This is a genomic window from Mitsuaria sp. MSU3D, from assembly GCF_056867975.1.
In genome coordinates, this window is sequence record NZ_CP200314.1 from 2,623,657 (window position 1) to 2,648,178 (window position 24,522).

At 68.1% G+C, this 24,522-nt stretch carries 21 protein-coding genes and 1 other RNA gene; 13 read left to right on the forward strand and 9 right to left on the reverse strand.

Going from position 1 to position 24,522, the window contains the following annotated elements; genetic code table 11:
* Nucleotides 1-96: 96 nt before the first annotated feature.
* From AC1VNM_RS11560 to AC1VNM_RS11580, 5 genes are all read right to left on the reverse strand, one after another.
* Nucleotides 97-762: a glycosyltransferase family 2 protein gene (locus AC1VNM_RS11560; protein ID WP_483107014.1), complete on the reverse strand. Its 666-nt coding sequence runs from the start codon at nt 760-762 to the stop codon at nt 97-99.
* Entirely contained in the window at nt 759-1,397 is a 639-nt protein-coding gene (locus AC1VNM_RS11565; RefSeq protein ID WP_377153747.1) for a class I SAM-dependent DNA methyltransferase, read from the reverse strand. Before AC1VNM_RS11565 ends, AC1VNM_RS11560 begins: the two co-directional genes overlap by 4 nt.
* On the reverse strand, nt 1,394-2,263 hold the full coding sequence (locus tag AC1VNM_RS11570) for a PIG-L deacetylase family protein (protein ID WP_483107015.1): 870 nt from the start codon (nt 2,261-2,263) through the stop codon (nt 1,394-1,396). Before AC1VNM_RS11570 ends, AC1VNM_RS11565 begins: the two co-directional genes overlap by 4 nt.
* The gene (locus AC1VNM_RS11575) at nt 2,263-3,258 is read right to left on the reverse strand and encodes an acyl-CoA dehydrogenase (protein WP_483107016.1); all 996 of its coding nucleotides are present in this window, start codon (nt 3,256-3,258) and stop codon (nt 2,263-2,265) included. Before AC1VNM_RS11575 ends, AC1VNM_RS11570 begins: the two co-directional genes overlap by 1 nt.
* 97 nt (nt 3,259-3,355) lie before the next feature.
* Nucleotides 3,356-5,092 carry an IlvD/Edd family dehydratase gene (locus tag AC1VNM_RS11580; RefSeq protein ID WP_483107017.1) on the reverse strand — a complete coding sequence of 579 codons (1,737 nt, stop codon included), beginning with the start codon at nt 5,090-5,092 and terminating at the stop codon, nt 3,356-3,358.
* Between the two features lie 99 nt (nt 5,093-5,191).
* Between AC1VNM_RS11580 and AC1VNM_RS11585 the strand changes: the two genes are divergently transcribed.
* The 7 genes from AC1VNM_RS11585 (at nt 5,192) to AC1VNM_RS11615 (ending at nt 12,542) form a co-directional block, all read left to right on the forward strand.
* Complete coding sequence (locus AC1VNM_RS11585) at nt 5,192-6,148, forward strand: 2-hydroxyacid dehydrogenase (RefSeq protein WP_483107018.1); 957 nt, start codon at nt 5,192-5,194, stop codon at nt 6,146-6,148.
* The gene (locus AC1VNM_RS11590) at nt 6,145-7,224 is read left to right on the forward strand and encodes a malate/lactate/ureidoglycolate dehydrogenase (protein WP_483107019.1); all 1,080 of its coding nucleotides are present in this window, start codon (nt 6,145-6,147) and stop codon (nt 7,222-7,224) included. The genes AC1VNM_RS11585 and AC1VNM_RS11590 overlap by 4 nt, the downstream gene beginning before the upstream one ends.
* A 113-nt stretch (nt 7,225-7,337) precedes the next feature.
* Nucleotides 7,338-8,753: an ABC transporter substrate-binding protein gene (locus AC1VNM_RS11595; protein ID WP_377153729.1), complete on the forward strand. Its 1,416-nt coding sequence runs from the start codon at nt 7,338-7,340 to the stop codon at nt 8,751-8,753.
* Between the two features lie 56 nt (nt 8,754-8,809).
* Nucleotides 8,810-9,670, forward strand: coding sequence for a carbohydrate ABC transporter permease (locus AC1VNM_RS11600; protein WP_377161855.1), 861 nt, complete (start codon nt 8,810-8,812; stop codon nt 9,668-9,670).
* On the forward strand, nt 9,667-10,524 hold the full coding sequence (locus AC1VNM_RS11605) for a carbohydrate ABC transporter permease (RefSeq protein WP_377153726.1): 858 nt from the start codon (nt 9,667-9,669) through the stop codon (nt 10,522-10,524). The genes AC1VNM_RS11600 and AC1VNM_RS11605 overlap by 4 nt, the downstream gene beginning before the upstream one ends.
* Nucleotides 10,525-10,563: 39 nt before the next feature.
* Entirely contained in the window at nt 10,564-11,637 is a 1,074-nt protein-coding gene (locus AC1VNM_RS11610) for an ABC transporter ATP-binding protein (protein ID WP_483107020.1), read from the forward strand.
* Between the two features lie 140 nt (nt 11,638-11,777).
* Complete coding sequence (locus tag AC1VNM_RS11615) at nt 11,778-12,542, forward strand: FadR/GntR family transcriptional regulator (protein WP_377153720.1); 765 nt, start codon at nt 11,778-11,780, stop codon at nt 12,540-12,542.
* Nucleotides 12,543-12,686: 144 nt separating this feature from the next.
* On the opposite strand, the gene ssrA is transcribed toward AC1VNM_RS11615, so the two are convergent.
* The 4 genes from ssrA to ompA form a co-directional block, all read right to left on the reverse strand.
* Nucleotides 12,687-13,060: a transfer-messenger RNA gene (gene ssrA, locus AC1VNM_RS11620) on the reverse strand.
* 132 nt (nt 13,061-13,192) lie between these two features.
* Nucleotides 13,193-13,900, reverse strand: a complete 708-nt coding sequence (gph, locus tag AC1VNM_RS11625) for a phosphoglycolate phosphatase (RefSeq protein WP_483107021.1) — start codon at nt 13,898-13,900, stop codon at nt 13,193-13,195.
* Nucleotides 13,897-14,598 (reverse strand): bifunctional 2-polyprenyl-6-hydroxyphenol methylase/3-demethylubiquinol 3-O-methyltransferase UbiG, encoded by a 702-nt coding sequence (ubiG, locus tag AC1VNM_RS11630; protein WP_377153607.1) that lies wholly within the window; start codon nt 14,596-14,598, stop codon nt 13,897-13,899. Before ubiG ends, gph begins: the two co-directional genes overlap by 4 nt.
* A gap of 171 nt (nt 14,599-14,769) precedes the next feature.
* A complete protein-coding gene (ompA, locus tag AC1VNM_RS11635; RefSeq protein WP_377153604.1) occupies nt 14,770-15,420 on the reverse strand; it encodes an outer membrane protein OmpA in 651 nt (216 codons plus the stop codon).
* A gap of 259 nt (nt 15,421-15,679) precedes the next feature.
* Here ompA and gyrA point away from each other — a divergent pair, with 259 nt between their 5' ends.
* The 6 genes from gyrA (at nt 15,680) to AC1VNM_RS11665 (ending at nt 24,373) form a co-directional block, all read left to right on the forward strand.
* Nucleotides 15,680-18,367 carry a DNA gyrase subunit A gene (gene gyrA, locus AC1VNM_RS11640; protein ID WP_483107022.1) on the forward strand — a complete coding sequence of 896 codons (2,688 nt, stop codon included), beginning with the start codon at nt 15,680-15,682 and terminating at the stop codon, nt 18,365-18,367.
* Between the two features lie 5 nt (nt 18,368-18,372).
* Nucleotides 18,373-18,990 carry a DUF2059 domain-containing protein gene (locus AC1VNM_RS11645; protein ID WP_377153602.1) on the forward strand — a complete coding sequence of 206 codons (618 nt, stop codon included), beginning with the start codon at nt 18,373-18,375 and terminating at the stop codon, nt 18,988-18,990.
* 108 nt (nt 18,991-19,098) lie between these two features.
* The gene (gene serC, locus AC1VNM_RS11650; protein WP_483107023.1) at nt 19,099-20,226 is read left to right on the forward strand and encodes a 3-phosphoserine/phosphohydroxythreonine transaminase; all 1,128 of its coding nucleotides are present in this window, start codon (nt 19,099-19,101) and stop codon (nt 20,224-20,226) included.
* Nucleotides 20,219-21,379, forward strand: coding sequence for a prephenate dehydratase (gene pheA, locus AC1VNM_RS11655; RefSeq protein ID WP_431104379.1), 1,161 nt, complete (start codon nt 20,219-20,221; stop codon nt 21,377-21,379). The genes serC and pheA overlap by 8 nt, the downstream gene beginning before the upstream one ends.
* A gap of 33 nt (nt 21,380-21,412) precedes the next feature.
* On the forward strand, nt 21,413-22,303 hold the full coding sequence (locus tag AC1VNM_RS11660) for a prephenate dehydrogenase (protein ID WP_377153596.1): 891 nt from the start codon (nt 21,413-21,415) through the stop codon (nt 22,301-22,303).
* 48 nt (nt 22,304-22,351) lie between these two features.
* Entirely contained in the window at nt 22,352-24,373 is a 2,022-nt protein-coding gene (locus AC1VNM_RS11665) for a bifunctional 3-phosphoshikimate 1-carboxyvinyltransferase/cytidylate kinase (RefSeq protein ID WP_483107024.1), read from the forward strand.
* Nucleotides 24,374-24,522: the final 149 nt, after the last annotated feature.

Consider the following 24,522-nt stretch of genomic DNA (forward strand, 5'->3'; position numbering starts at 1 on the left):
CTGGTGGCCTGCGGGGTGAGTGACCAGTGGCGCTGTGGCGCCTGTGGACCGTGAGGCCTCTGGGTCCTACCGCGAGGCGTGCGAGTCTCACGAAACTCACGAGGTCTGCGGGGACACGCACAGCCCTTGCATGAAGGAGGCGAAGCCTTCCGGCGCGCGGCCGGCGCGGCGGGCACTCGTCAGCACGCGCACGGTGTTGGTCCATGCGATGCGGGCGCCCTGCGCGACGAGCCGGTGCACCAGCGCCACGTCCTCGCGACTGGTCAGCGGCGGAAAGCCGCCGGCGCGCTGATAGGCGTTCGAGCACACGCCGAGGTTGGCGCCGTGGATGTGGCGATGCCCCTCGGCATCGAGGTAGCCGGCTTCGTAGGCGCGCCGCTCCTCGCTGGAATAGCCGCTCCAGTCGTCGACCTCCACGACGCCGCAGACCGCCTCGCTGCGCAGCGCGAGCTGCCGCGCGAGCCAGCACGGCGCGACCGTCGAATCGGCGTCGGTGAAGGCGAGCCAGCGCGCGCCGCGCTGGATCAGCGCCTGGGCGCCGGCCGCGCGCGCGATGCCGACGTTGCGCGCCTCGATCGCGAGGCAGTCGATGCCGAGCGCGTGGGCCACCGCCTCCGTCCCGTCGCGGCACGCATCGAGCACCACGAGGATCCGGACCTCCTCCGCGCCCAGGTCCTCATGCGCGGCGGCGATCTTCAGCGCCCTCAGCGCGCGGCCGATGAGCGCCTGCTCGTCATGCGCGGGCACCACGATGCCGATCATGGTCTCAAGCCCTCGCGCTGCGCCACCGAGCGCACGTCGTCGCTCCAGACCTCGACGAGGAAGTCCGCCTCGTCGTGCCGCAGCAGCCGTGTCATGCCGTGGCGCTCGCGCAGCAGCAGGTCGATGCGGCGGTGCACCTCGTCGCCCAGGCGCAGGTAGTCCCCCTCCTGGTGCCGCCAATGGCTCGCCAGCAGCGTGCCGCCCGTCTCCAGGCTCGCGGCGGCGCGGCGGATCAACGCGTCGAGACCGCCCTCCTCCAGGTAGTAGCCGATCTCGCTCAGCACGATCAGGTCGAAGCGGCCGACCGGCCAGTCGGCCGGCATCGTCGCGCGCGTGACGTCGACATGGACCAGGGACGCCAGCCGTTCCTTCGCATGCGCCACGGCCGTCTCGCTGCCGTCGGTCGACAGCAGGCGGTCGCATCGCGTGGCCAGCGCGGCACTCAGCTCGCCGTTGGCGCAGCCGGGCTCGAAGCCGCGCGCGTAGCGTTCCCGCGGCAGGCAGGCCAGCACCATCGCACGCTTGCGCTGTTCGTACCACCGGGTTCGATAGCCCCAGGGGTCGGCGCTGTCGGTGAACAGCGCTTCGAAATGACGCGCCAACGCCGCCGGAGCACCGCTGGCGTCGTCCTTCATTGAGGCGCCTCGGGCGCGAGCACGAATTCGAAGGGGCGCAGCAGGCGGTTCACCGCTTCGGCGAAGAGCACCGGCGGGTGGTCCCCGTCGTCGAGCAGTTGGCTGCGATGCGCCGCCAGCGCGGTGCGCTTGTCCCGCAGCGAACGCGCGTTGAGCGGCAGGCGCCGCATCCGGTGCCAGGGCACCGCGGCGTCGCCGGGACGGGCCCAGTGCCAGGCCCAGATGGGGATCTCCACCAGCGAGGCGCCCGTCAGCAGCGTGGCGCGCGCGCAGGCGCGGCCGGTGGCCTCATGGTCCGGGTGGCCGTCGAATCGCCACGAGGTGAGGACGACATCGTCCGGCCGCAGACGGCGGCACAACTCGAGCACCAGGTCGTCCTCCTGCTCGGCGATGCGCCCGTCCGGCACGCCGAGCGCATGCACGGGGACGTGCAGTCCCAGTCGGCGCAGGCCGGAGGCACGCTCGTAGCGGCGCTGCACGGCCAGGCGCTGCGGCGTCCAGCGCGGCGAGCCCGGATGACTGGCTTCGCCATCCGTCACGGCCACCAGTTCGACCGGCGGCGCCGGCGCGCGATCGGGCGGCAGGCCGGCGCGGTGACGCGTCACCAGCAGCGACAGCAAGCCGCCGCAGCTCAGGACCTCGTCATCGGGATGCGGCGCGACGACGACGGCGCGGCGGCCTTCGGGCACCAGTTCGTCGAGCGAGGTCAGCGGCGCGCCCCACAGCGGCTGCCATTGGCGCCAGGCCCATTCGGGCGTCCCTTCGCCGTCGATGCGGCGGTCGGACGGCGACCGCAGCGGCGACTCGCCGGAGGCGAGGCCGGCGGGCATGCCCTCGTTCACGGTCTGGAACGGGCGTCGGTGCATCAGAGCGTCCATGGCGGGGTGTCTTCCTTGAGGTTGTCGGCCCCCAGGGCGGCCAGATCGCGGTCGCCGTGGCATTGCCGGATGAACACTGGCAAATCCGCTGCCAGCCTCCCGAAATGAGGGTCAAGGCACAGCGGACCGGCGCCCATGGCGCGCGTGGCGGCGCGCAGGACCTGCTGGGCGCAGTCGTCGGCGGCCGCCCGCGTGCGCAGCGCCCAGATGCGGGCGTTGGCGGTCGGATGGCGGTCGATCCAGGCGGCGGCCTCGCGCAGCAGGGCGGCGTTGGCGCTGAGCAGGCGGTCCACCTCCCCCAGCGCCAGGCTGCGGTGCCAGCCGGGGTCGGGGCTTGTGTTCGCTTGCGCACGGAGAGCGTCTGCCACCGCACACGCGGCCCCGTGCCAGCAGGCCGCGATGCCGATGCCGCCGTGCCAGAAGCCGGGGCGCGACAGGTAAAAACCGGCGTCGCCGATCAGGCGTGCGGGAGCGGCTTCAAAGTTCACCGTGGCGCTCGCCGTGGCGGCCATGCCGACGGCGTGCCAGGCGGCGTCGTCGATGTGCACGCCGGGGTGATGCAGATCGACATCCGCGAGCCAGGGACCGGCTCCCTGCTCGTCCCACACCGTCAGCAACGCACGGTCGAGCCTCTCGGCGCCGGAGCACCAGGACTTGTTGCCGTAGAGGACGATCCCGCCCGCGGCCACGCGGCGGAACACCACCCGCGCCTGCGGCGGTTCGGCGGCCCACAGGCCGTAGCTGGCGAGGGCGTGCGGCGCGGCGCCGGCCTCCGCGAGCGTGGCGTGGGCATCGGTGTGGCCCTCGAAGAGCTTGACCAGCGACAGATCCTGCGCGGCGACGCGGGCGAGCGCGCGCCAGCGGTCGAGCGTGCGGCCGCCGCCGGGCAGCGGCAGTGCGTCGCGGCCGTCGTCGATCAGTTCGCGCAGTTGTCGGGCCAGTGCGGCCCGGTGGATGCCGTCTCGATGCGCATCGCTCTCCATCAATGGCGTCTCCTTGTGGGAAGACGCATGGCAGGCAGGATGCCGTTCTGCGTACGTCAGCGGCGACGACGGGCCTCGTTGACCGCGATCCAGGTCCTCAGTGGTTGTCCCGCGGCACGAAGGCCCCGCGCCTGCCGACGAGGAAATCCAGATCCACGCCCTGATCCGCCTGCAGCACGTGGTCCACGTACAGGCGCCAGTAGCCGCTGGCGAGCGGCGGCGGCGGCGCCTGCCAGGCCGCCAGGCGCGTCGCCAGCTCCGCGTCGCTGATGTGCAGCTGCAGACGCCGCTCCGGCACGTTCAGCTCGACGATGTCGCCGTTGCGCACGACCGCCAGCGGCCCGCCCGCCGCGGCCTCCGGCGCGGTGTGCAGCACGATCGTGCCGTAGGCCGTGCCGCTCATGCGCGCGTCGCTGATGCGGACCATGTCGGTGATGCCCTTGCGCAGCACCTTGGGCGGCAAGGGCATGTTGCCGACCTCGGCCATGCCGGGATAGCCCTTGGGACCGCAGTTCTTCAGCACCATCACGCAGGTCTCGTCGATGTCGAGGTCCTCGTCGTCGATGCGCCGGTGAAAGTCCTCGATGTCCTCGAACACCACCGCGCGGCCCTTGTGCACGAGCAGGCCGGGCGTCGCCGCGCTCGGCTTGATCACCGCGCCCCGCGGCGCGAGGTTGCCACGCAGCACGGCGATGCCCGCCTTCTCCTTGAACGGCGTGGCGAGCGGCCGGATCACCTCCGCGTTGAAGTTCTCGGCGTCGGCGATATTCTCGCCCACGCTCAGACCGCTCGCGGTCATCGCGCCCAGGTGCAGATGCTGCGCGATCTCCTTCATCACGACCGGGAGCCCGCCGGCGTAGCAGAAGTCTTCCATCAGGAAGCTGCCGGACGGCTGGAGATCCACGAGACACGGCAAGTCGCTCCCGAGCCGGTCGAAGTCCTCGATGTCCAGCGCCACGCCCATGCGCCGGGCGATCGCGATCAGGTGGATCACCGCGTTGGTCGAACCGCCGATCGCGGCGAGCGTCCTGATCGCGTTCTCGAAGGCCTCGCGCGTCAGGAGGGTCGACAGCCGCTGGTCGTCGTGCACCATCTGCACGATGCGCCGCCCGGCGTTGCGCGCCAGCAGGTTGCGCCGGCCGTCCACGGCCGGGTACGCCGCATTGCCCGGCAGCCCGAGGCCCAGGGCCTCGACCATGCACGCCATCGTGCTTGCCGTGCCCATCGACATGCAATGGCCGTGGCTGCGGTGCATGCAGCTCTCGGCGTCGAGGAAATCCGCAAGCTTGAGCGTGCCGGCGCGCACCTGTTCGCTCATGCGCCACACGCCGGTACCCGAACCGAGTTCCTGGCCGCGCCACTTGCCGTTGAGCATCGGCCCCCCGCTGACGCCGATGGTCGGCAGGTCGACGCTGGCCGCGCCCATCACCAGCGACGGCGTCGTCTTGTCGCAACCCATCAGCAGCACGACGCCGTCGATCGGGTTGCCGCGGATGCTCTCCTCGACATCCATCGACGCCAGGTTGCGGTACAGCATCGCGGTCGGGCGCATCAGCGTCTCGCCCAGCGACATCACCGGGAACTCGAGCGGAAAGCCGCCTGCCTCGTACACGCCGATCTTGACCTGCTCGGCCAGCGTGCGGAAGTGCGAGTTGCAGGGCGTGAGCTCGCTGAAGGTGTTGCAGATGCCGATCACCGGCCGGCCGTCGAACTGGTCGTGCGGCACGCCCGATCCCTTGAGCCAACTGCGGTAGGCGAAGCCGTCGCGGTCCTGGCGTCCGAACCACTGGTGGCTGCGCAGCGCCTCGGGCTTCTTCTTGGGAGTCTGGTTCATTTCCACCCCGGTTAACCCGGATCGGCGCCCGGGACTAGCATCAGTATTATGGTATGACGATTGAACGTCAACCTGTCGTGTCATTCCGAGGAATCACCCATGCCCGCCGCCATTCCGCTGCTCACCGCCGCCAGACTGTCGTCCTTGCTCGTGCCGAAACTCGACGCCGCCTTTGCCGTGCACGATCGCCTGCACGAGACCGACCCCACCGCGTTCGCGGCCGTCGCACCGACGATCCGCGCGATCGCCGCCAACGGCGAGTCCAAGATCCCCGCCGAGCTGATCGCCCAGTTGCCCAGACTCGAAATCATCTCGGTGATGGGGGTCGGCTACGACGGCGTCGACGTTGCGGCCGCAAAGGCGCGCGGCGCGGTCGTCACGCACACGCCCGACGTGTTGAACGACGACGTCGCCGACCTCGCGATCGGCTTGATGCTGTCGGCCGCTCGCCAGTTGCCCGCGGCCGACCGCCATGTGCGCAGCGGCCAATGGGCGGCGAGCGGGCCGATGCCGCTGGGCCGCAAGATGTCGGGCGCGCGGCTCGGGCTGGTCGGCATGGGGCGCATCGGACAGGCCATCGCGCACCGTGCCGCGGCGTTCGGCATGTCGATCGCGTACACCTCGCGCAGCCCGCGGGCGGGGGTCACGCACCGCTACCTCGCCGACCCCGTGGCGCTGGCCGCCGAGAGCGACTTTCTCGTCGTCATCACGCCGGGCGGCGCCGCGACGCGCCATCTGATCAACGCCGAGGCGCTCGCCGCGCTGGGCGACAAGGGCATTCTGATCAACGTGGCGCGCGGCTCGGTCGTCGATGAAGCGGCGCTGATCGACGCGCTGGAGCGCGGCGTGATCGGCGGCGCCGGGCTCGACGTGTTCGAGCGCGAGCCGGACGTGTCCGAGCGCCTGCGCGCGATCCCCCGCGTGGTGCTCTCGCCGCACATCGGCAGCGCCACCACCCAGACACGCCAGGCGATGGCCGACCTCGTGGTCGCCAACCTGCAGGCGCGCCTCGGCGGCAGGCCGCCGATCTCGCCGGTGCCGGAATGTCAACCATGAGCGGGATGCTGACCATCGACGCGACGCGGCTGCTCAGCGCCGTGCGGCTGATCGTCGCCGGCTTCGGCAGCAGCGACGACGAGATCGACGTGGTCGCCACCCACCTCGTCGACGCCAATCTGACTGGTCACGACTCCCATGGCATCGGCATCCTGCCGCGTTACGCCGGGGCGTACCAGGAATCCGGCCTCAACCCCAACGCCCATGTGCGCACGCTGCTCGACGCCGGCGCGATGCTGCGGCTCGACGGCGGGGCCGGTTTCGGCCAGGTGATCGGACGCGAGGCGATGGCGCTGGGCATCGCACGGGCCAGGCAATGCGGCTGCTGCATCGTGGCGCTCGGCAACTCGCACCACCTGGGTCGCATCGGCGCCTGGGCGGAGCTGGCGGCCGAGGCGGGCCTGGTGTCGCTCCACTTCGTCAACGTGATCTCGCGCTGCATCGTCGCGCCGTTCGGTGGCAGCGATGCGCGTTTCGGCACCAACCCGTTCGCCGCCGGCGTGCCGATGCCGGGCCGCCCGCCGATGATCCTCGACTTCGCGACCAGCCTGCTGGCGCAGGGCAAGACCCGCGTCGCGCACAACAAGGGCGAGCTGCTCGAGCCGGGCATCCTGATCGACGACATCGGACGGCCCACGCGCGATCCGCGCTACTCGGTGATCGAGCCCTTCGGCGCGATCCTCCCCTTCGGCGCGCACAAGGGCTACGGCCTGGCGATGCTGTGCGAACTGCTCGGCGGCGCGCTCGCCGCGGGCCTCGCGCAGCACGGCGGCGACACCGGCCAGCGGCGCGTGCTCAACGGCATGCTCTCGGTGCTGATCGACCCGGCGGCGCTCGGCGACCGCGCGGCCTTCGAGCGCGAGGTGCTGGCGTTCACCGACTGGGCGCTCGCGTCGCCGCCGCGTGAAGGCGTCGACAAGATCCGGCTGGCCGGCGAGCCCGAACGCGAATCGCGCGTGCGCCGGCTGCGCGACGGCGTGCCGGTCGATGCGACGACGTGGGGGCAGATCCTCGAGAGCGCACGCCAGCTCGGGGTCGATCCCCGGGCGGTCGCGCGGGCGGCCGGCACCGCCTGAGGCGGTCCGATCGGCGCCGCCATCCGGGTATTTCCCGGCAGTCCGATCCAGTCAATCATCATACGATACTACTAGCCCTCGACAGATTGGGCCCTTCCACAGGAGACAAGCACATGCAGCTCAGAACATGGATGACGGTCGCGCTCGCCGGCGCCTGCCTCGTTGCCACCGGTCCGGTCTTCGCGCAGGAAAAGCTCACCGTCTGGTGGGTCAAGGGCTTCTACAAGGCCGAGGACGACGCGCTCTTCGCCGCGATCAGGAAATTCGAGGAGAAGCACAGGGACATCAAGGTCGAGTTGTCGCTGTACCCGCTGCACGACATGATCCCCAAGATCGTGTCCGCACTCGACTCCGGCAACCCGCCGGACGTGTCCTATGGCGACCTCTTCGACCTGCAGGTCACGGGCAAGTGGGCCTTCGACGGCAAGCTCGAGGACATCAGCAGCGTGATCGACCCGATCCGCGCGCGCTTCGCGCCGAACACGGTCGAGACCACGTTCCTGTACAACGACCAGGAGAGGAAGCGCGCGTACTACGCGTTCCCGATCAAGCAGCAGACGATGCACATCGAGTTCTGGGTCGACATGCTCGCCGAAGCAGGCTTCAAGGAGTCGGACATCCCGACCGTCTGGAAGGACTTCTGGAGCTTCTGGTGCGACAGGGTCCAACCCGCGTACCGCGCCAAGACCGGTTCGCGCGTGTTCGGCATCGGCATGCCGCTGGGCGTGGATTCGAGCGACTCGTTCTACTCGTTCCTGACCTTCATGGACGCCTACAACGTCAAGCTCGTCAACGACAGCGGCAAGCTGCTGATCGACGACCCGACCGTGCGCCAGGGGCTGATCCGCGCGATGACCGACTACACCCAGGTCTACAGCAAGGGATGCTCGCCGCCTTCGAGCACGAGCTGGAAGGACCCGGACAACAACGTCGCGTTCCACAACAGGACGACCGTGATGACGCACAACGCGACGATCTCGATCGCCGCCAAGTGGCTGGACGACATGAACAACGCCATGCTCAGCGACGAGCAGCGCGCCACGGCGAAGAAGAACTACACGCAGCGGATCCGCACCGCGGGGTTCCCCGCCAAGCCCGACGGCTCGAAGATGGTCTACCGCGCGGCGGTGAAGACCGGCGTGGTGTTCAAGGAGGCAAAGAACAAGGCCGCGGCCAAGCAGTTCGTCGCCTTCCTGCTCGAAGAGCAGAACCTGACGCCCTATGTCGAAGGCGCGCTGGGCCGCTGGTTCCCGGTCACCAGGACGGCGCAGCAGAGCGCATTCTGGAAGGCCGACGCCCATCGCCAATCGGTCCACGATCAGTTCATGGCCGGCACGGTCACGTTCGAGTTCACGAAGAACTACAAGTTCACGGTGCTGAACAACGAGAACGTCTGGGCCAAGGCGATGAACCGCGTCCTCAACGAGAAGGTGCCGGTCGACCAGGCCGTCGACGAGATGATCGCGCGCATCAAGGTGGTCGCGACGCCGACCGCGGCGCCGATCGCGGCGGTGGCGGCGCCGAGATGAGCGCCGATGTGAGCGCCGAGATGAGTGCCGAGATGAGTGCCGATGTGAGCGCCCCGATGAGTGCCGATCCGGCCGGCGCGGGCACGCGCCCGGGACGAACGCCAGACCGCTGGCAGTTCTGGGGGCGCATGCTCGTGCTGCCCTACCTCCTGGTCTTCGTGGTCTTCGTGCTCTATCCGCTGGGCTACGGGATGTGGCTGGCGCGCCATCCGTCCAGCTACGAAAAGCTCTTCGACGATCCGATCTTCCTGCGCAGCCTGCTCAACACGCTGGTGTTCCTGATCGTCGCGATCAACATCAAGATGGTGGTGGCGATGATGCTCTCGGGCTTCTTCGTGACCGAGCGCTGGTGGATCCGGATCCTGTCGCTGGTCTTCATCCTGCCCTGGGCGCTGCCGTCGATCCCGACGATCCTGTCGGTGCGCTTCATGCTCAACCCCGAGTGGGGCGTGATCAACACGCTGATCTTCCAGCTCACCGGGCGGGACGGCCCGAACTGGCTGAACCACCCGCCGCTGGCGCTCGGTTTCTCGATGCTCATGCATATCTGGAAGTCGCTGCCGTTCTGGACCCTGATCCTGATCGCCGGGCGTCTGGCCATCCCTTCCGAGCAGTACGAGGCCGCGTCGGTCGACGGCGCGACCCGCTGGCAGAAGTTCCGCTTCATCACCTGGCCGTCGATGCGCACGCTCTACGTGACCTCGCTGATCCTGTCGATGATCTGGACGCTGGGCGACTTCAACAGCGTCTACCTGCTGACCGGCGGCGGCCCGGCCGACATGACGCATGTCCTGGCGACCCTGGGCATCCGCTACCTGCGGCTCGACCAGATCGATCTGTCGATGGCGTCGATCGTCGTGGCGCTGCCGCTCGTGCTGCCGCTCGTCTGCATCATGATGAAGAGGTTGTCCAAATGAGCGGCGGGAAGCTGAACTGGACGACGGTGACCACCGAAGCGAAGCTGCTGCTGATCGGCATCCCGGTGCTGCTGTGGACGATCATCCCGGTCTACCACCTCGTGCTGTTCGCGATCTCGCCCAAGGACGAGGGCACGACCGGCAAGCTGTGGCCCGATCACCCGACGCTCAAGAACTTCGAGAACGTGTTCGGACAGAAGCACTTCTACCTCGACCACTTCTGGCTGCAGCTGGGCAACTCGGTGCTGATCGCGGTGGCGGTCGCGGCGATCACGCTGTTCGTCGCCACCTCGGCCGCGTTCGCGATCAGCCGGCTCAAGGTGCGCGGCGGGCGGACGGTGATGAACCTCGCCCTCTTCACCTACTTCATCCCGGCCGCGTTCCTCGCGGTGCCGATGTACAAGACCATGGGCAACTACGGGCTGCTGAACAGCCAGTGGTCGCTGATCCTCGCGATGGTGACGATCGCCTCGCCCTACTGCATCTGGGTGCTCAAGCAGGCGTCGGACAAGCTGCCCCCGGAGCTCGACGAAGCCGCGCGCATGGACGGCGCCTCGCCGCTGCAGCTGTTCCGCCTGGTCTACCTGCCGCTGATGGTGCCCTCGCTGGTCGCGGTCGGCACGTACGCGCTGCTGCTGGCGTGGAACGAATATCTGTACGCCTTCCTGCTGCTGTCCAACGACAGGAGCGTGACGCTGGCGGTCACGCTCGGCAACTTTCTCTCCGCCGACGATTCGCCGTGGGAGCTGCTGATGGCCACCGGCCTGATCTATGCGCTGCCGCCGGCGGCGATCTACTACGCCTTCAAGCGCTACATGGTGAGCGGCCTGACGGCCGGCGCCGTGAAGAGCTGAAGCGCCGCCGACAACCACAGAGCGACGAGGGGACGAGACATGGCCACGGTGGGGTTTCACAAGATCGAGAAGACCTACGGCAACAAGGTCAAGGTGCTGCACGACGTCAGCGTCGACATCGCCGAGGGCGAGTTCGTCGTGCTGGTCGGTCCGTCGGGCTGCGGCAAGTCGACGCTGCTGCGCATGCTCGCGGGCCTGGAGGACATCACCGGCGGCGAGATCACGATCGACGGCAAGGTCGTCAACGATCTCGAGTCGAAGGACCGCGACATCGCGATGGTGTTCCAGAGCTACGCGCTGTACCCGCACATGACGGTCGGGGAGAACATGGCGTTCAGCCTGAAACTGCGCAAGGCCGATGCGGCGCTGATCCACGAGCGAGTCGCCCGGGCCGCGAAGATCCTCAACCTCGACACCCTGCTCGACCGCCACCCGCGCGAGCTCTCCGGCGGCCAGCGTCAGCGCGTCGCGATGGGGCGCGCGATCGTGCGCGACCCGAAGGTCTTCCTGTTCGACGAGCCGCTCTCCAACCTCGACGCCAAGCTGCGCGTCGCGATGCGCGCCGAGATCAAGGCGCTGCACCAGCGGCTCAGGACCACCACCGTCTACGTCACGCACGACCAGATCGAGGCGATGACGATGGCGGACCGCATCGTCGTGATGCACGACGGCATCATCGAGCAGATCGGCACGCCGCTCGATCTGTACGACCGGCCCGACAACCTGTTCGTCGCGCAATTCATCGGCTCGCCGGCGATGAACGTGCTCCCCGGCACGCTGCACGGCAGCGGCGGCGCCACCGAGGTCCTGGCGGCCGGCACGCGGTGGCCGGTGCCGCCGCAGATCGGCGGCAGCGACGGGCAGGCCGTGCACTACGGCATCCGCCCGGGCGACATCCATCTGGCGTCCGAGGGCTCGGGCATTGCGGCGAAGGTCATCGTCGTCGAGGCCACTGGCGCCGAGACCGAGCTGCTGCTGCAGGTCGGCGACGCGCAAGTCATCGCCGTGATCCACGGCCGCGCCGCCGCACGGCCCGACGACACGCTCCACCTCGCCATCGACGTGGACAAGGCGCATGTGTTCGACTCGGCCAGCGGCCATCGCCTGGGCTGAGCTCGCCGTCACATCCGCACCGCGCCCGGCCTGCGCGGTACCGTGGTCTACACTGCGGACAAGGGGGTCGTGAAGAGCAGACCAAAGGCTTGCCGGTCGCGACGGCAGCGTGATCACCACGCTCTGAACACACATTCGCGATGATCAAGAACGTACACGGCGGCACCGTCGATCTGCTCGGCGAGGCGATCGTCACGGGCCGCTATCCCGTCGGGAGCTCGCTGCCACCCGAGCCGCTGCTGTGCGAAGAGCTCGGCGTGAGCCGTACGGTGATCCGCGAGGCGGTCAAGTCGCTGATTGCCAAGGGCCTGCTGGTGACCGGCCCGAAGGTCGGCACGCGGGTGCTCAACGAGGACCTGTGGAACTGGTTCGACCCCGACGTCGTGAGGTGGCAGTCCCGCGCCGGACTGTCGCGCGATTTCCTGCGTGATCTGCAGGAGCTGCGGCGCCTCGTCGAGCCGGTCGCGGTACGCCTGGCCGCAGAGCGCGCCACGGAGGAAGACATTGCCGAGATCGAGTCGGCCTACGCCGGCATGGTGCGGTCGGTGGAGGAAGGCGGCGACTACGTCACCCACGACCTGCGCTTTCACCATGGCCTGCTGCGCGCCTGCCACAACCGCATGGTCGCGCAGATGAGCAAGGCGCTGGACGCATTGCTGCGCACCAGCTTCGAGATCTCGAACCTGCGCCCGGACGGGCCGGCGTCGTCGCTGCCGCTGCACCGGGCGGTGCTCGACGCGGTGATCGCGCGTTCGCCGCAGAAAGCCGAGCGCGCGATCGTCCTGCTGATCGACGGCGCGAACGAGGACATCGACGCAGTGCTGAACTCGCGCCGGAAGCTGCCGCAACTGGGCCTGCCGGCGCCGCGGGTGAAGGCGCGGTCGGGCAAGACGGTGGCGCGGTAGGCGCAAACGCGGCGACGCGTTGCCCACGCTGCACGGAGCCTCGTGCTGAGCCCGCGCGGCGGCGTGATGGCGTGCCACTGCTGCCGCCCTCGCCGCCCAAAATGAAAAGGGCCCGGACGAAACGTCCGGGCCCTTTCAGGAAGATGGTGGAGCCGGCGGGAATTGAACCCGCGTCCGCAAGCCTTCATCGGGCAGTTCTACATGCTTAGCTCTCTGATTTGGTTCTCACCTATCCGGTCGCGCAGGAGCACGCTACCGGACGGGCCAGCACCCTAAATCTCGCCGTCACCCAAGGTGCACGAATAACAGCCAGCCAATGTGTATAACCTCTCTGTGTCAGGACTTGCGTCCCGTCACCCGGCCCATTGGCCAACCGGTGAGAGGTCCGCGGGGTTTAAGCCGCGAGAGCGTACGTTTGATCGTTCGCAGTTGGTTTGTTCCAGATGGATTTACGAGGTGCCTGGCCCTCGGCATGCCCTACTCCAAATCCGTACCCACGTCGAAACCAGGTCGGCCCCAGAGAGAGAAGTCTCACATTATGCCTGCCGACCAGACTTCAAGAGCCCGATCTCGACAAGTTCAACAAAGAGTCTTTCAAAGACGCTTCTGAAGTTCGACAGGCGTGTGTCGCCGAGCCAATCGGCGCGCGCTCAGCGCGACGCCCGGAGCCACTCGATCAGTTGCGCCGGCGTGTCCAGCACCAGGTCCGCACCCCAGGCCTCGATGGGCTCGCCATCGCCCAGGTAGCCCCAACGCACCGCCACCGTCTGCATGCCCGCCGCGCGACCCGCCAGGATGTCGCGCGCATCGTCACCGACGTAGATGCATTCCTGCGGCGCAACGCCGGCACGTCTGGCCGCTTCGAGCAGCGGCTCCGGGTGCGGTTTGCTGTGCGGCGTCGTGTCGCCGCCGATGACCGCCGCGGCTTGCGCCTCCCAACCCAACCCTCGCGTCAACGGCAGCGCGAAACGCTCGGACTTGTTGGTCACGATGCCCCAGCTCAGGCCGTCGTCCGACAGCGACTGCAGCATCGCGGCGACGCCGTCGAACGGAAAGGTCGCGCGCAGCAGGCGCTGCTCATATCGATCGAAGAATTCGTCGCGCAGCGCGGGGAACGACATCTCCATCGGGGACACGCCGAACGCCACGCCCATCATGCCGCGCGCACCTGCGCCGACCATCGGACGCAGTCGCTCGAACGGCACTTCGGGCAGGCCGCGCGCGATCAGCATCTCGTTCGTCGCGCCCGCCAGATCAGGCGCGCTGTCCACCAGCGTGCCGTCGAGATCGAACAGCACCGTCCGGATGGTCGTGCGCGCCGGCATGCCGACCGGCGAGTTCAGCATCACCGTGCTCATGCGGGACGGCGGCAGGCCAGCAGGTAGTTCACGTCGGTATCCGCATTCAGCGCATACCGCTGCGTGAGCGGATTGAAGGTCAGCCCCTTGGCGCCCTGCACTTCCAGGCCGGCATCGCGGCACATCTGCGCCAGCTCCGACGGACGGATGAAGCGCGCGTACTCGTGCGTGCCGGCGGGCAGCATGCGGAGCACGTACTCGGCGCCGACGATCGCGAAGAGGAAGGACTTCGCGTTGCGGTTCAAGGTCGACAGGAAGACCCAGCCGCCCGGCTTCACCAGCTGCCCCAGCGCGGTCACGACCGACGCGGGATCCGGCACGTGCTCCAGCATTTCCATGCAGGTCACGACATCGAAGGAGGCTGGACGTTGGGCCGCCAGGTCCTCGACCGCGATCTCCTGATAGGCGACGTTCTCCGTGCCGGCCTCCATCGCATGCAACTCGGCCACGCGCAGCGACTTCGTCGCCAGGTCGATGCCCAGGACGTTCGCGCCCTTGCGCGCCATCGCATCGGCCAGGATGCCGCCGCCGCAGCCGACGTCGAGCGCCGTCTTGCCTTGCAGGCCGCACAACCCGTCGATCCAGTTCAATCTCAATGGATTGATCTGGTGCAGCGGCTTGAATTCACTTTCGGTATCCCACCAGCGGTGGGCCAGCTCGCTGAACTTCTCGAGCTCTTTTGCATCGACATTCGCCATGGGCGCAATGGTAGCCGAGCAGCGCGGCGCCACTGCCCGACATCGCGCAGATTGCCGACGCCATGCACCCTCCCGGGCACGCCCACGACATGACGCCGTAATGAAAAAACCCCGCGAGCCTGACGGCTGGCGGGGTTTGTCGAGAGGCGACCGAAGTCGCCCTCGGACCGTTTACTTGACGGCGCGGGTACCGACCACTTCGATTTCGACGCGGCGGTTCTTGGCGCGGCCTTCCGCGGTCTTGTTGTCGGCGATGGGCTGCTTCTTGCCCTTGCCTTCGGTGTAGACGCGGTTCTTTTCCAGACCCTTCGACACCAGGTAGGACTTGACCGATTCAGCACGCTGAACCGACAGCTTCTGGTTGTAGGCGTCAGAGCCGATGCCGTCGGTGTGGCCGACAGCAATGATCACTTCCAGGTTGATGCCACCGGTCTTCGAGACCAGGTCATCCAGCTTGGCCTTGGCTTCCGGCTTCAGCGTCGACTTGTCGAAGTCGAAGAAGGCGTCAGCGGCGTAGGTGACCTTTTCGCTGGTCGGTGCCACCGGGACCGGCACCGGCGCCGGAGCGGACGGCGCCGCGGCAGGAGCCGGAGCGGGCGCTGCGGCCGGAGCCTGAGCGACCACCGGCTTCAGCGCGCCGTCGCAGTCCTTGGCAGCGGTAGCCGGGGTCCAGAAAGCATCGCGCCAGCACAGCTCGTTGGTGCCGTTCTTCCAAACGGTGCCATCCGTTGCGCGCCAGTTATCCACGGTTTGGGCCATAGCGCCCGAGGTGGCGACGGCGGCGACAGCGAAGAGCGCTGCCACGCGGTTCAATTTCTTCATGATTCTCCTCTCAAGGAAAGCCGCAGTTGCCCTGCGAAACGTCCAATGTCGGAACTAAAACCTCAGGAGTCTCCCCGACCAAGGGTTTCTCCTAGGGACGAACCGATTGTGCCATAGGGCAACAGGACGTCTGCATTCTCACGGCAGTGGCGACTTCCGTTCATGAACCTGTTGCAGAAGCACGACAAGCGGGCGCAATTAGAATCATCGTCTTCCGATCTCTCCAGAGGCCGTGCACTTCCGTGCGCGGCACACGCGCATGACCCAGTTCGCCAAGGAAACCCTGCCGATCAGCCTCGAGGAGGAGATGCGCCGCTCCTACCTCGACTACGCGATGAGCGTGATCGTCGGCCGCGCGCTGCCCGACGCCCGCGACGGCCTCAAACCGGTGCACCGGCGCGTGCTCTTCGCGATGCACGAGCTGAACAACGACTGGAACCGGCCCTACAAGAAGTCGGCCCGTATCGTCGGCGACGTCATCGGTAAGTACCACCCGCACGGCGACAGCGCCGTGTACGACACCATCGTGCGGCTGGCGCAGGACTTCTCGCTGCGCCACATGCTGGTGGACGGCCAGGGCAATTTCGGCTCGATCGACGGCGACAACGCCGCCGCCATGCGATACACCGAAATCCGGCTGTCGAAAATCGCCCATGAAATGCTGGCCGATATCGACAAGGAAACCGTCGATTACGGTCCGAACTACGATGGCAGCGAGAAAGAACCGCTGGTATTGCCGGCCCGCCTGCCGAATCTGCTGATCAACGGTTCGTCCGGTATTGCGGTCGGCATGGCGACGAATATCCCGCCGCACAACCTCAACGAGGCCGTCGACGCCTGCCTGCATGCGCTGAAGAACCCGGACTGCTCGATCGACGAGCTGATGGAGATCATCCCGGCGCCGGACTTCCCGACCTCCGGGATCATCTACGGCCTGAGCGGCGTGCGCGAGGGCTACCGCACCGGCCGCGGCAAGGTGGTGATGCGCGCGAAGGTGCACTTCGAGGACATCGACCGCGGCCAGCGCCAGGCGATCATCGTCGACGAGATCCCCTACCAGGTGAACAAGAAGACCCTGCTCGAGCGCATCGCCGAGCTGGTCCAGGAAAAGAAGATCGAGGGCATCAGCCACATCCAGGACGAGTCCGACAAGGACGGGATGCGCGTGGTGATCGAGCTCAAGCGCGGCGAGGTCCCGGAAGTCGTCCTGAACAACCTGTACAAGCAGACGCAGCTGCAGGACAGCTTCGGCATGAACATGGTGGCGCTGATCGACGGTCAGCCCAAGCTGTGCAACCTGAAGGACCTGATCACGGTCTTCCTGGAGCACCGCCGCGAGGTCGTCACCCGCCGCACCGTCTTCGAACTGCGCAAGGCCCGCGAGCGCGGCCACGTGCTGGAAGGCCTGGCCGTCGCGCTGGCCAACATCGACGACTTCATCGAGATCATCAAGCGCAGCCCCAGCCCGCCGGTCGCCAAGACCGAGCTGATGGCCCGCGCCTGGGACTCGTCGCTGGTGCGCGAGATGCTGTCCCGCGCCGAGGGCGAGACCGCCGGCGGCCGCAACGCCTACCGTCCGGAAGGCCTGCCCGCGCAGTACGGCATGCAGGAGGACGGCCTGTACAAGCTGTCCGACGACCAGGCCGGCGAGATCCTGCAGATGCGCCTGCAACGCCTGACCGGGCTGGAGCAGGACAAGATCGTTGGCGAGTACCGCGACGTGATGGCCCAGATCGCCGACCTGCTCGACATCCTGGCCACGCCCGCCCGCGTGACGACGATCATCGGCGACGAGCTGGCCTCGGTCCGCCAGGAATTCGGCCAGACCAAGCTGGGCGCGCGCCGCAGCGTGATCGAGCACAACGCGCAGGAACTCGGCACCGAGGACCTGATCACGCCGACCGACATGGTGGTGACGCTCTCCCACACCGGCTACATCAAGAGCCAGGCGCTGAGCGAGTACCGCGCGCAACGCCGCGGCGGCCGCGGCAAGCAGGCCACCGCCACGAAGGACGACGACTGGATCGACCAGCTCTTCATCGCCAACACGCACGACTGGATGCTGTGCTTCAGCAACCGCGGCCGCGTGTACTGGCTCAAGGTCTGGGAAGTGCCGCAAGGCTCGCGCAACGCGCGCGGCAAGCCGATCGTCAACATGTTCCCGCTGCAGCCGGAAGAGAAGATCAACGTCATCCTGCCGCTGACCGGCGAGTTCCGCACCTTCCCCGAAGACCACTTCATCTTCTTCGCCACCGCGCTGGGCACGGTCAAGAAGACCTCGCTGAAGGACTTCAGCAACCCGCGCAAGGCCGGCATCATCTCCGTCGACCTGGACGAGGGCGACTACCTGATCGGCGCCGCGCTGACCGACGGCCAGCATGACGTGATGCTGTTCTCCGACGGTGGCAAGGCGGTGCGCTTCGACGAGGACGACGTCCGCCCGATGGGCCGTCAGGCCCGCGGCGTGCGCGGCATGATGCTCGAGCCCGACCAGCGCCTGATCGCCATGCTGGTGGCCGAGGACGAGACGCAGAGCGTGCTGACCGCGACCGAGAACGGGTACGGCAAGCGCACCAACATCGCGGAATACACGCGTCATGGCCGCGGCACGAAGGGCATGATCGCGATCCAGCAGAGCGAGCGCAACGGCAAGGTCGTGGCCGCCACGCTGGTCCGCCCCGAGGACGAGATCATGCTGATCACGGACACCGGCGTGCTGGTGCGCACGCGGGTTGCCGAGATCCGCGAACTGGGCCGCGCCACGCAGGGCGTGACCCTGATCTCGCTGGACGAGGGCGCGAAGCTCTCGGGCCTGCAGCGCATCGTGGAAAACGATGCGGTTGAATCGACAGAATCGACCGATGCGGACGCCACCGGCGCCGACGGTTCCGATGCCGGCGACGCCACGGGCGACGCAGGCGACTCCACCCCCGACGTGAAGGAATGACCTTGTTGCTGAAGTCCATCCAAGCCGGCGCCATCGCCGCCTCGCTGCTGGCGAGCCCCGTCGTCTTCGCGCAGAAGGCTGACAGCCCGCAGTCCAAGAAGGATGTCATCGCGAAGGTCCTGGAAATCCAGCGGCCCGCGATCGAGGCGCTGACCATGGGCGTGCTGAGCCGTCCGGTCAATGAACTCGCCGCCAAGGCCGCGCCCGCACTGCGCAACGTGCCGGAAGCCAAGCGCGAAGCCACCGCCAAGCAGATCGACGCCGACCTGCGCAAGTTCCTCGAAGACAACGCCAAGCCGCTGGTCGACAAGGGCATCAAGCTGGCCCCGTCGACGATGGGCGTCGCGCTGGACGAGAAGTTCACCGAGGACGAACTCAAGCAGCTGCTGGCCTGGCTGCAATCCCCGGTGAGCAAGAAGTTCGCCGAATCCTCGCAGGAACTGCAGAGCCTCTACACGAAGAAGCTGATCGACGACAACGGCAAGCAGCTCGACGAGAAGTTCACCGCGTTGCAGCAGAACATCGCCAAGCAGCTCGGCCTGGAAGCCGGTCCGCCGCCCTCGGGCGCGGCCTCGGCACCGAAGCTGAACACCAACAAGCCCGCGACGACACCGAAGAAGTAATCCGGCATCGCCCTCCGACGAGGGGCCCCGCCCCTCGTCGGACCGCTCGATCGCATCCCGATCGCGCCGTCATCGCCACTGCCATCCGCGTCCTCCCTCCGCGCCTCCATGCAAGCTGTCCGCCCGTTCAACTTCTCCGCCGGTCCCGCCGCCCTCCCTCAAGAGGTCCTGAGCCTGGTCGCCGAGGAGATGCTCGACTGGCACGGCTCCGGCATGAGCGTCATGGAGATGAGCCATCGCGGCCGCGAATTCATCTCGATCTACGAAGCCGCCGAGGCCGATCTGCGCGAGCTGCTGCAGGTCCCGGCGAACTTCCGCATCCTGTTCATGCAGGGCGGCGGCCTGGGCGAGAACGCCATCCTGCCGCTGAACCTGTCGCGCGGCGGCGCGGTCGACGTCGTCGTCACCGGCTCGTGGTCGAAGAAGAGCGCCGGCGAAGCCAGGCGCTATGCCGACGTGAAGATCGCCGCGAACGCCGCCGAGCTGGACGCCGCCGGCGGTCGTTACCTCGACATCCCCGATCCGTCGACCTGGCAACTGCGCAAGGACGCCGCCTACGTCCACGTCTGCACCAACGAGACGATCGACGGCATCGAATTCCAGGCCTTGCCCGACCTCCGCGCGCTGGGCTGCGACGCGCCGCTGGCGATCGACTTCTCGTCGCACGTGGCCTCGCGCCCGGTCGACTGGTCCAAGGTCGGCATCGCCTTCGCCGGCGCGCAGAAGAACATCGGCCCGGCCGGCCTGACGCTGGTCATCGTCCGCGAGGACCTGCTGGGCCATGCGCTGCCGATCTGCCCGTCCGCGTTCGACTACAAGATCGTGGCCGAGGCCGAGTCGATGTACAACACGCCGCCGACCTTCGGCATCTACGTCGCCGGCCTGGTCTTCCAATGGCTCAAGCGCTTCGAGTACGGCGGCAAGACCGGCCTCGCGGCGATCGAGCAGCGCAACATCGACAAGGCCGCCCTGCTCTATCAGGCACTGGACGGCTCTTCGCTCTATGAAAACCGCGTGGCGGCGCATTGCCGCTCGCGGATGAACGTTCCGTTTTTCCTCCGCGACGAGCGTCTGAACGACGCCTTCCTGGCCGGCGCCAGGGAACGCGGACTGCTGCAACTCAAAGGCCACAAGTCGGTGGGCGGCATGCGGGCATCGATCTACAACGCGATGCCGCTGGAGGGCGTTCAAGCCCTGGTAAGCCACCTCAAGGATTTCGAGACCCGACATGGCTGACACGCCGACCCCTTCCACGCCGCCTGAGCCGCTCGAGCCGGCCGGCACCCCCGTGCCTCCGGCGCCGGTGGCCGACCCGGAACTGCTCGCGCTGCGCGACCAGATCGACGCGCTCGACTCGCAGCTGCTGACGCTGCTGAACCAGCGCGCCCATGTCGCCGAACAGGTCGGCGAGATCAAGCGCCGCGACGGCACGCCCTTCTTCCGCCCCGACCGCGTCGCGCAGGTCATCGCCAAGATCAGGGGCGCCAATCCCGGCCCGCTCAAGGGCGAGCACGTCGCCGCGATCTGGCGCGAGATCATGTCCGCCTGCCTGGCGCTGGAGTCGCCACAGCGCGTCGCCGTGCTGGGGCCGTTCGGCACCTTCTGCGAGCAGGCCGCGATCGAGTACTTCGGCGGCGCCGCCGACCTCATCTACTGCAACAGCTTCGACGAGGTCTTCCACGCGACCGCCTCCGGCAGCGCGCAGTACGGCGTCGTCGGCGTGGAGAACATGACCGAGGGCGTGGTGACGCGCTCGCTCGACCTGTTCCTGCACACGCCCACGCACGTGGTCGGCGAGGTCAGCCTGCTGATCCGCCACAACCTGCTGCGCAAGGAGAACACGCTGCAGGGCGTGGAAGCCGTGCTGGCCCACCCCCAGGCGCTGGCACAGTGCCAGAACTGGCTGTCCAAGCACCTGCCCAACGCCGAGCGCCGCGCCGTCTCCAGCAACGCCGAAGGCGCCCGCCTGGCCGCCGAGAACCCGGCCTACGCCGCGATCGCCAGCGAGCGCGCGGCGACGCTCTTCGGCCTGCACATCACCGCGCACGCGGTGCAGGACGAGGCGTACAACCGAACCCGTTTCGCCGTGATCTGCCTGCCGCAGACCATGGCCACCCCCCCGGCCACGGGGCGGGACTGCACCAGCCTCATCGTCTCCGTGGCGAACCGCCCCGGCGCGATGCATGATCTGCTGGTTCCTTTGAAGAAGCATGGCGTGTCGATGACACGCCTGGAATCGCGCCCGGCCCGCACCGGTCAGTGGGAGTACTACTTCTACATCGACCTGGACGGCCATCCGTCGCAGCCGCACGTCGCGGCCGCGCTGGCGGAGTTGCGGGAGCTGTGCGCGTTCTACAAGGTCATCGGCGCCTACCCGCTGAAGTCCTGACGCTGACGCCCTGAGCGAAAGAGGTTTCTCGCGATGTACAACCAACTCGGCGTGATCGGTTGCGGCCTGATGGGCGGATCGTTTGCGCTGGCCATGAAGAAAGCCGGCCTCGTGCGCCGGGTGGTCGGCTACAGCAAGAGCCCGTCCACGACCGAGACCGCCCGTCGCATGGGCGTGATCGACATCGCCGCGGAATCGGCGCTGCTGGCCGTGTCCGGCTCGGACATCGTGCTGATCGCCGTGCCGGTGGCGGCCACCGAGTCGACGCTCAAGGCGATCCGTCACCTGGTCCGCGCCGATGTGCTGCTGATGGACGTGGGCTCGACCAAGAGCGACGTGGTCGACGCGGCCAAGCGCGCGCTGGGCAAGCAGTTCTCGAGCTTCGTGCCCGCGCACCCGATCGCCGGCAAGGAGAGCGCCGGCGTGCAGCATGCCGACGCGGCGCTGTACCAGGGCCGTCAGGTCATCCTGACGCCGCTGGAACAGACCAAGCCGGAGATGGTGCAGAAGGCGACGGACCTCTGGTCGGCGCTGGGCTGCCAGGTGCTCAAGATGGCGCCGCACCACCACGACGAGGCTTTCGCCGCGGTCAGCCATCTGCCGCACCTGCTGGCCTACGCCTACTTCAGCTCGGTGCAGAAGCAGCCGTCGGGCCGCGACTTCCTCAGCCTGGCCGGCTCCGGCTTCCGCGACTTCACCCGCATCGCCGCCAGCGATCCGACCATCTGGCGCGACATCCTGATGGCCAACAAGCAGGACCTGCTGACGCAGTCGCAACGCTTCCGCGAAGTGCTGGACCAGATGGAACAGGCCATCCGCGAGGGCGATCCCCACGCGCTGGAGGCGATGATCCGCCAGGCCTCCGAGGGTCGCGCGCAGTGGCAGCTCGGCGCACCCGCACCGTCCTCGTCGAAGTCCAAGTAAACCTCCTTCCCCTCTCCGCCGGCACGTCGCGCGTGCCGCGACAGCGCCATGTACAAGATCCCCTTCCTGGACCTGCCCCCGCTGCGCGGTGCCGCGGGCACCGTGTCGCTGCCCGGCTCCAAGAGCATCTCCAACCGCGTGCTGCTGCTGGCCGGCCTGTCCGACGGCGTGACGCGCGTCCACGATCTGCTGGATTCGGACGACACGAAGGTCATGCTCGCCGCGTTGCGCGAGCTCGGCTGCCGGCTCGAGACCGGCGCCGACGGCGTGCTGTCGGTGACCGGCATCGGCGGGACGCTGCGCACGAAGGAGGCCAAGCTCTTCCTCGGCAACGCCGGCACGGCCATGCGACCGCTGACGGCGGCGCTGGCGCTGCTGGCCGCGACGCAGGGCGGCGCGTTCGAGCTCTCCGGCGTGCCCCGCATGCATGAGCGTCCGATCGGCGACCTCGTCGATGCGCTGCGCGCCTTGGGCTGCCCGATCGACTGCCTTGGCCAGGAAGGGTATCCGCCGCTGCGCCTGAACGGCCCGGCCACGCTGACGCTCGACGCGCCGGTGCGCGTGCGCGGCGACGTGTCCAGCCAGTTCCTGACCGCCCTGCTGCTGGCGCTGCCGCTCGTGGCCGCGAACGACGTCGTCATCGAGGTCACCGGCGAGCTGATCTCCAAGCCCTACGTCCACATCACGCTCGAACTGCTGGCGCGCTTCGGCGTGCAGGTCCGCCGTGACGAGGACTGGCAGCGCTTCGTCATTCCCGCCGGCAGCCGCTACCGCTCACCGGGCGAAGTGCACGTCGAGGGCGACGCGTCCTCGGCGTCCTACTTCGTCGCGCTCGGCGCGATCGCGGCGACCGATGCGCCGCTGCGCATCGAGGGCGTCGGCTCCACCTCGGTACAAGGCGACGTCCGCTTCGTCGAGGCCGCCCAGGCGATGGGCGCGCGCGTCGAGATCGGTCCGAACTGGCTCGAGGTCCGTCGCGGCGCCTGGCCGCTGAAGGCCCTGGACCTCGACTGCAACCACATCCCCGACGCCGCGATGACGCTGGCCGTGATGGCGCTCTACGCCGACGGCCCGACGACGCTGCGCAACATCGCTTCCTGGCGCGTCAAGGAGACGGACCGCATCGCCGCGATGGTCGCCGAACTGGGCAAGCTCGGCGCGCAGGTGGAGGAAGGTCCCGACTGGTTGCGGGTCCACCCGTTGAAGGCCTGGAAGCCGGCGGCCATCCACACCTACGACGATCACCGCGTGGCGATGTGTTTCTCGCTGGCCGCGTTCAACGGGCTGCAGGATGATCGACAGGGCGCGGCCGTGCCGGTTCGCATCCTCGATCCGCAATGCGTCGCCAAGACCTTCCCGGACTACTTCGAGACGCTGTTCGGCGTCGTCCGCGCGAACGTCGAGGACATCCCCGTCATCACCATCGACGGTCCGACCGCCTCCGGCAAGGGCACGCTGACGGACGAGGTCGCCCAGGCCCTGGGCTACGACGTGCTCGACTCGGGCGCGCTGTACCGGGTGACCGGGTTGGCGGCGTCGCGCAGGGGCATCTCGCTGGACGACGGCGAGGCCGTGGCGGCCATCGTCCCGACGCTGGACCTGAAGTTCGAATCCGGCCGCGTGCTGCTCGACGACGAGGACGTCTCCGGCGACCTGCGCCAGGAAGCGACCGGCCTGATGGCGTCGCAGGTCGGCGCCCACCCGGCGGTGCGCCGCGCGCTGCATCAGCTGCAACTCGACTTCCGCCGCCTGCCCGGGCTGGTTGCCGACGGACGCGACATGGGCACCGCGATCTTCCCCGCCGCGGCGTTGAAAGTCTTCCTGAACGCGAGTGCCGCCACGCGGGCCGAGCGGCGCTACAAGCAATTGATTTCCAAGGGCATTTCGGCTAATATCGAAAGCTTGCGCGCTGATCTTGAAGCGCGGGACGCACGCGACAAGGGTCGCAGCGCCTCCCCGCTGCAGGCCGCCGCGGACGCGATCGAACTGGACAACTCGCAGCAGACCATCGGGGAATCCCGTGATCTGGTGCTGAGCTGGTGGAACGAACGGCGTCCGTTCAAGGCCTGACCCTCACCGGCAGGGTCGAGCGCAATCAGGAGCGTCACCCCTCCCTCCGGACGTCAGTCCACTGGGGGTGATGCGTTCTACAACCTAACCCGCAAGTCCGCTTGCAACACACGCCCACGCACCTCTCGGATCAGGCTGCCTGAGTCACT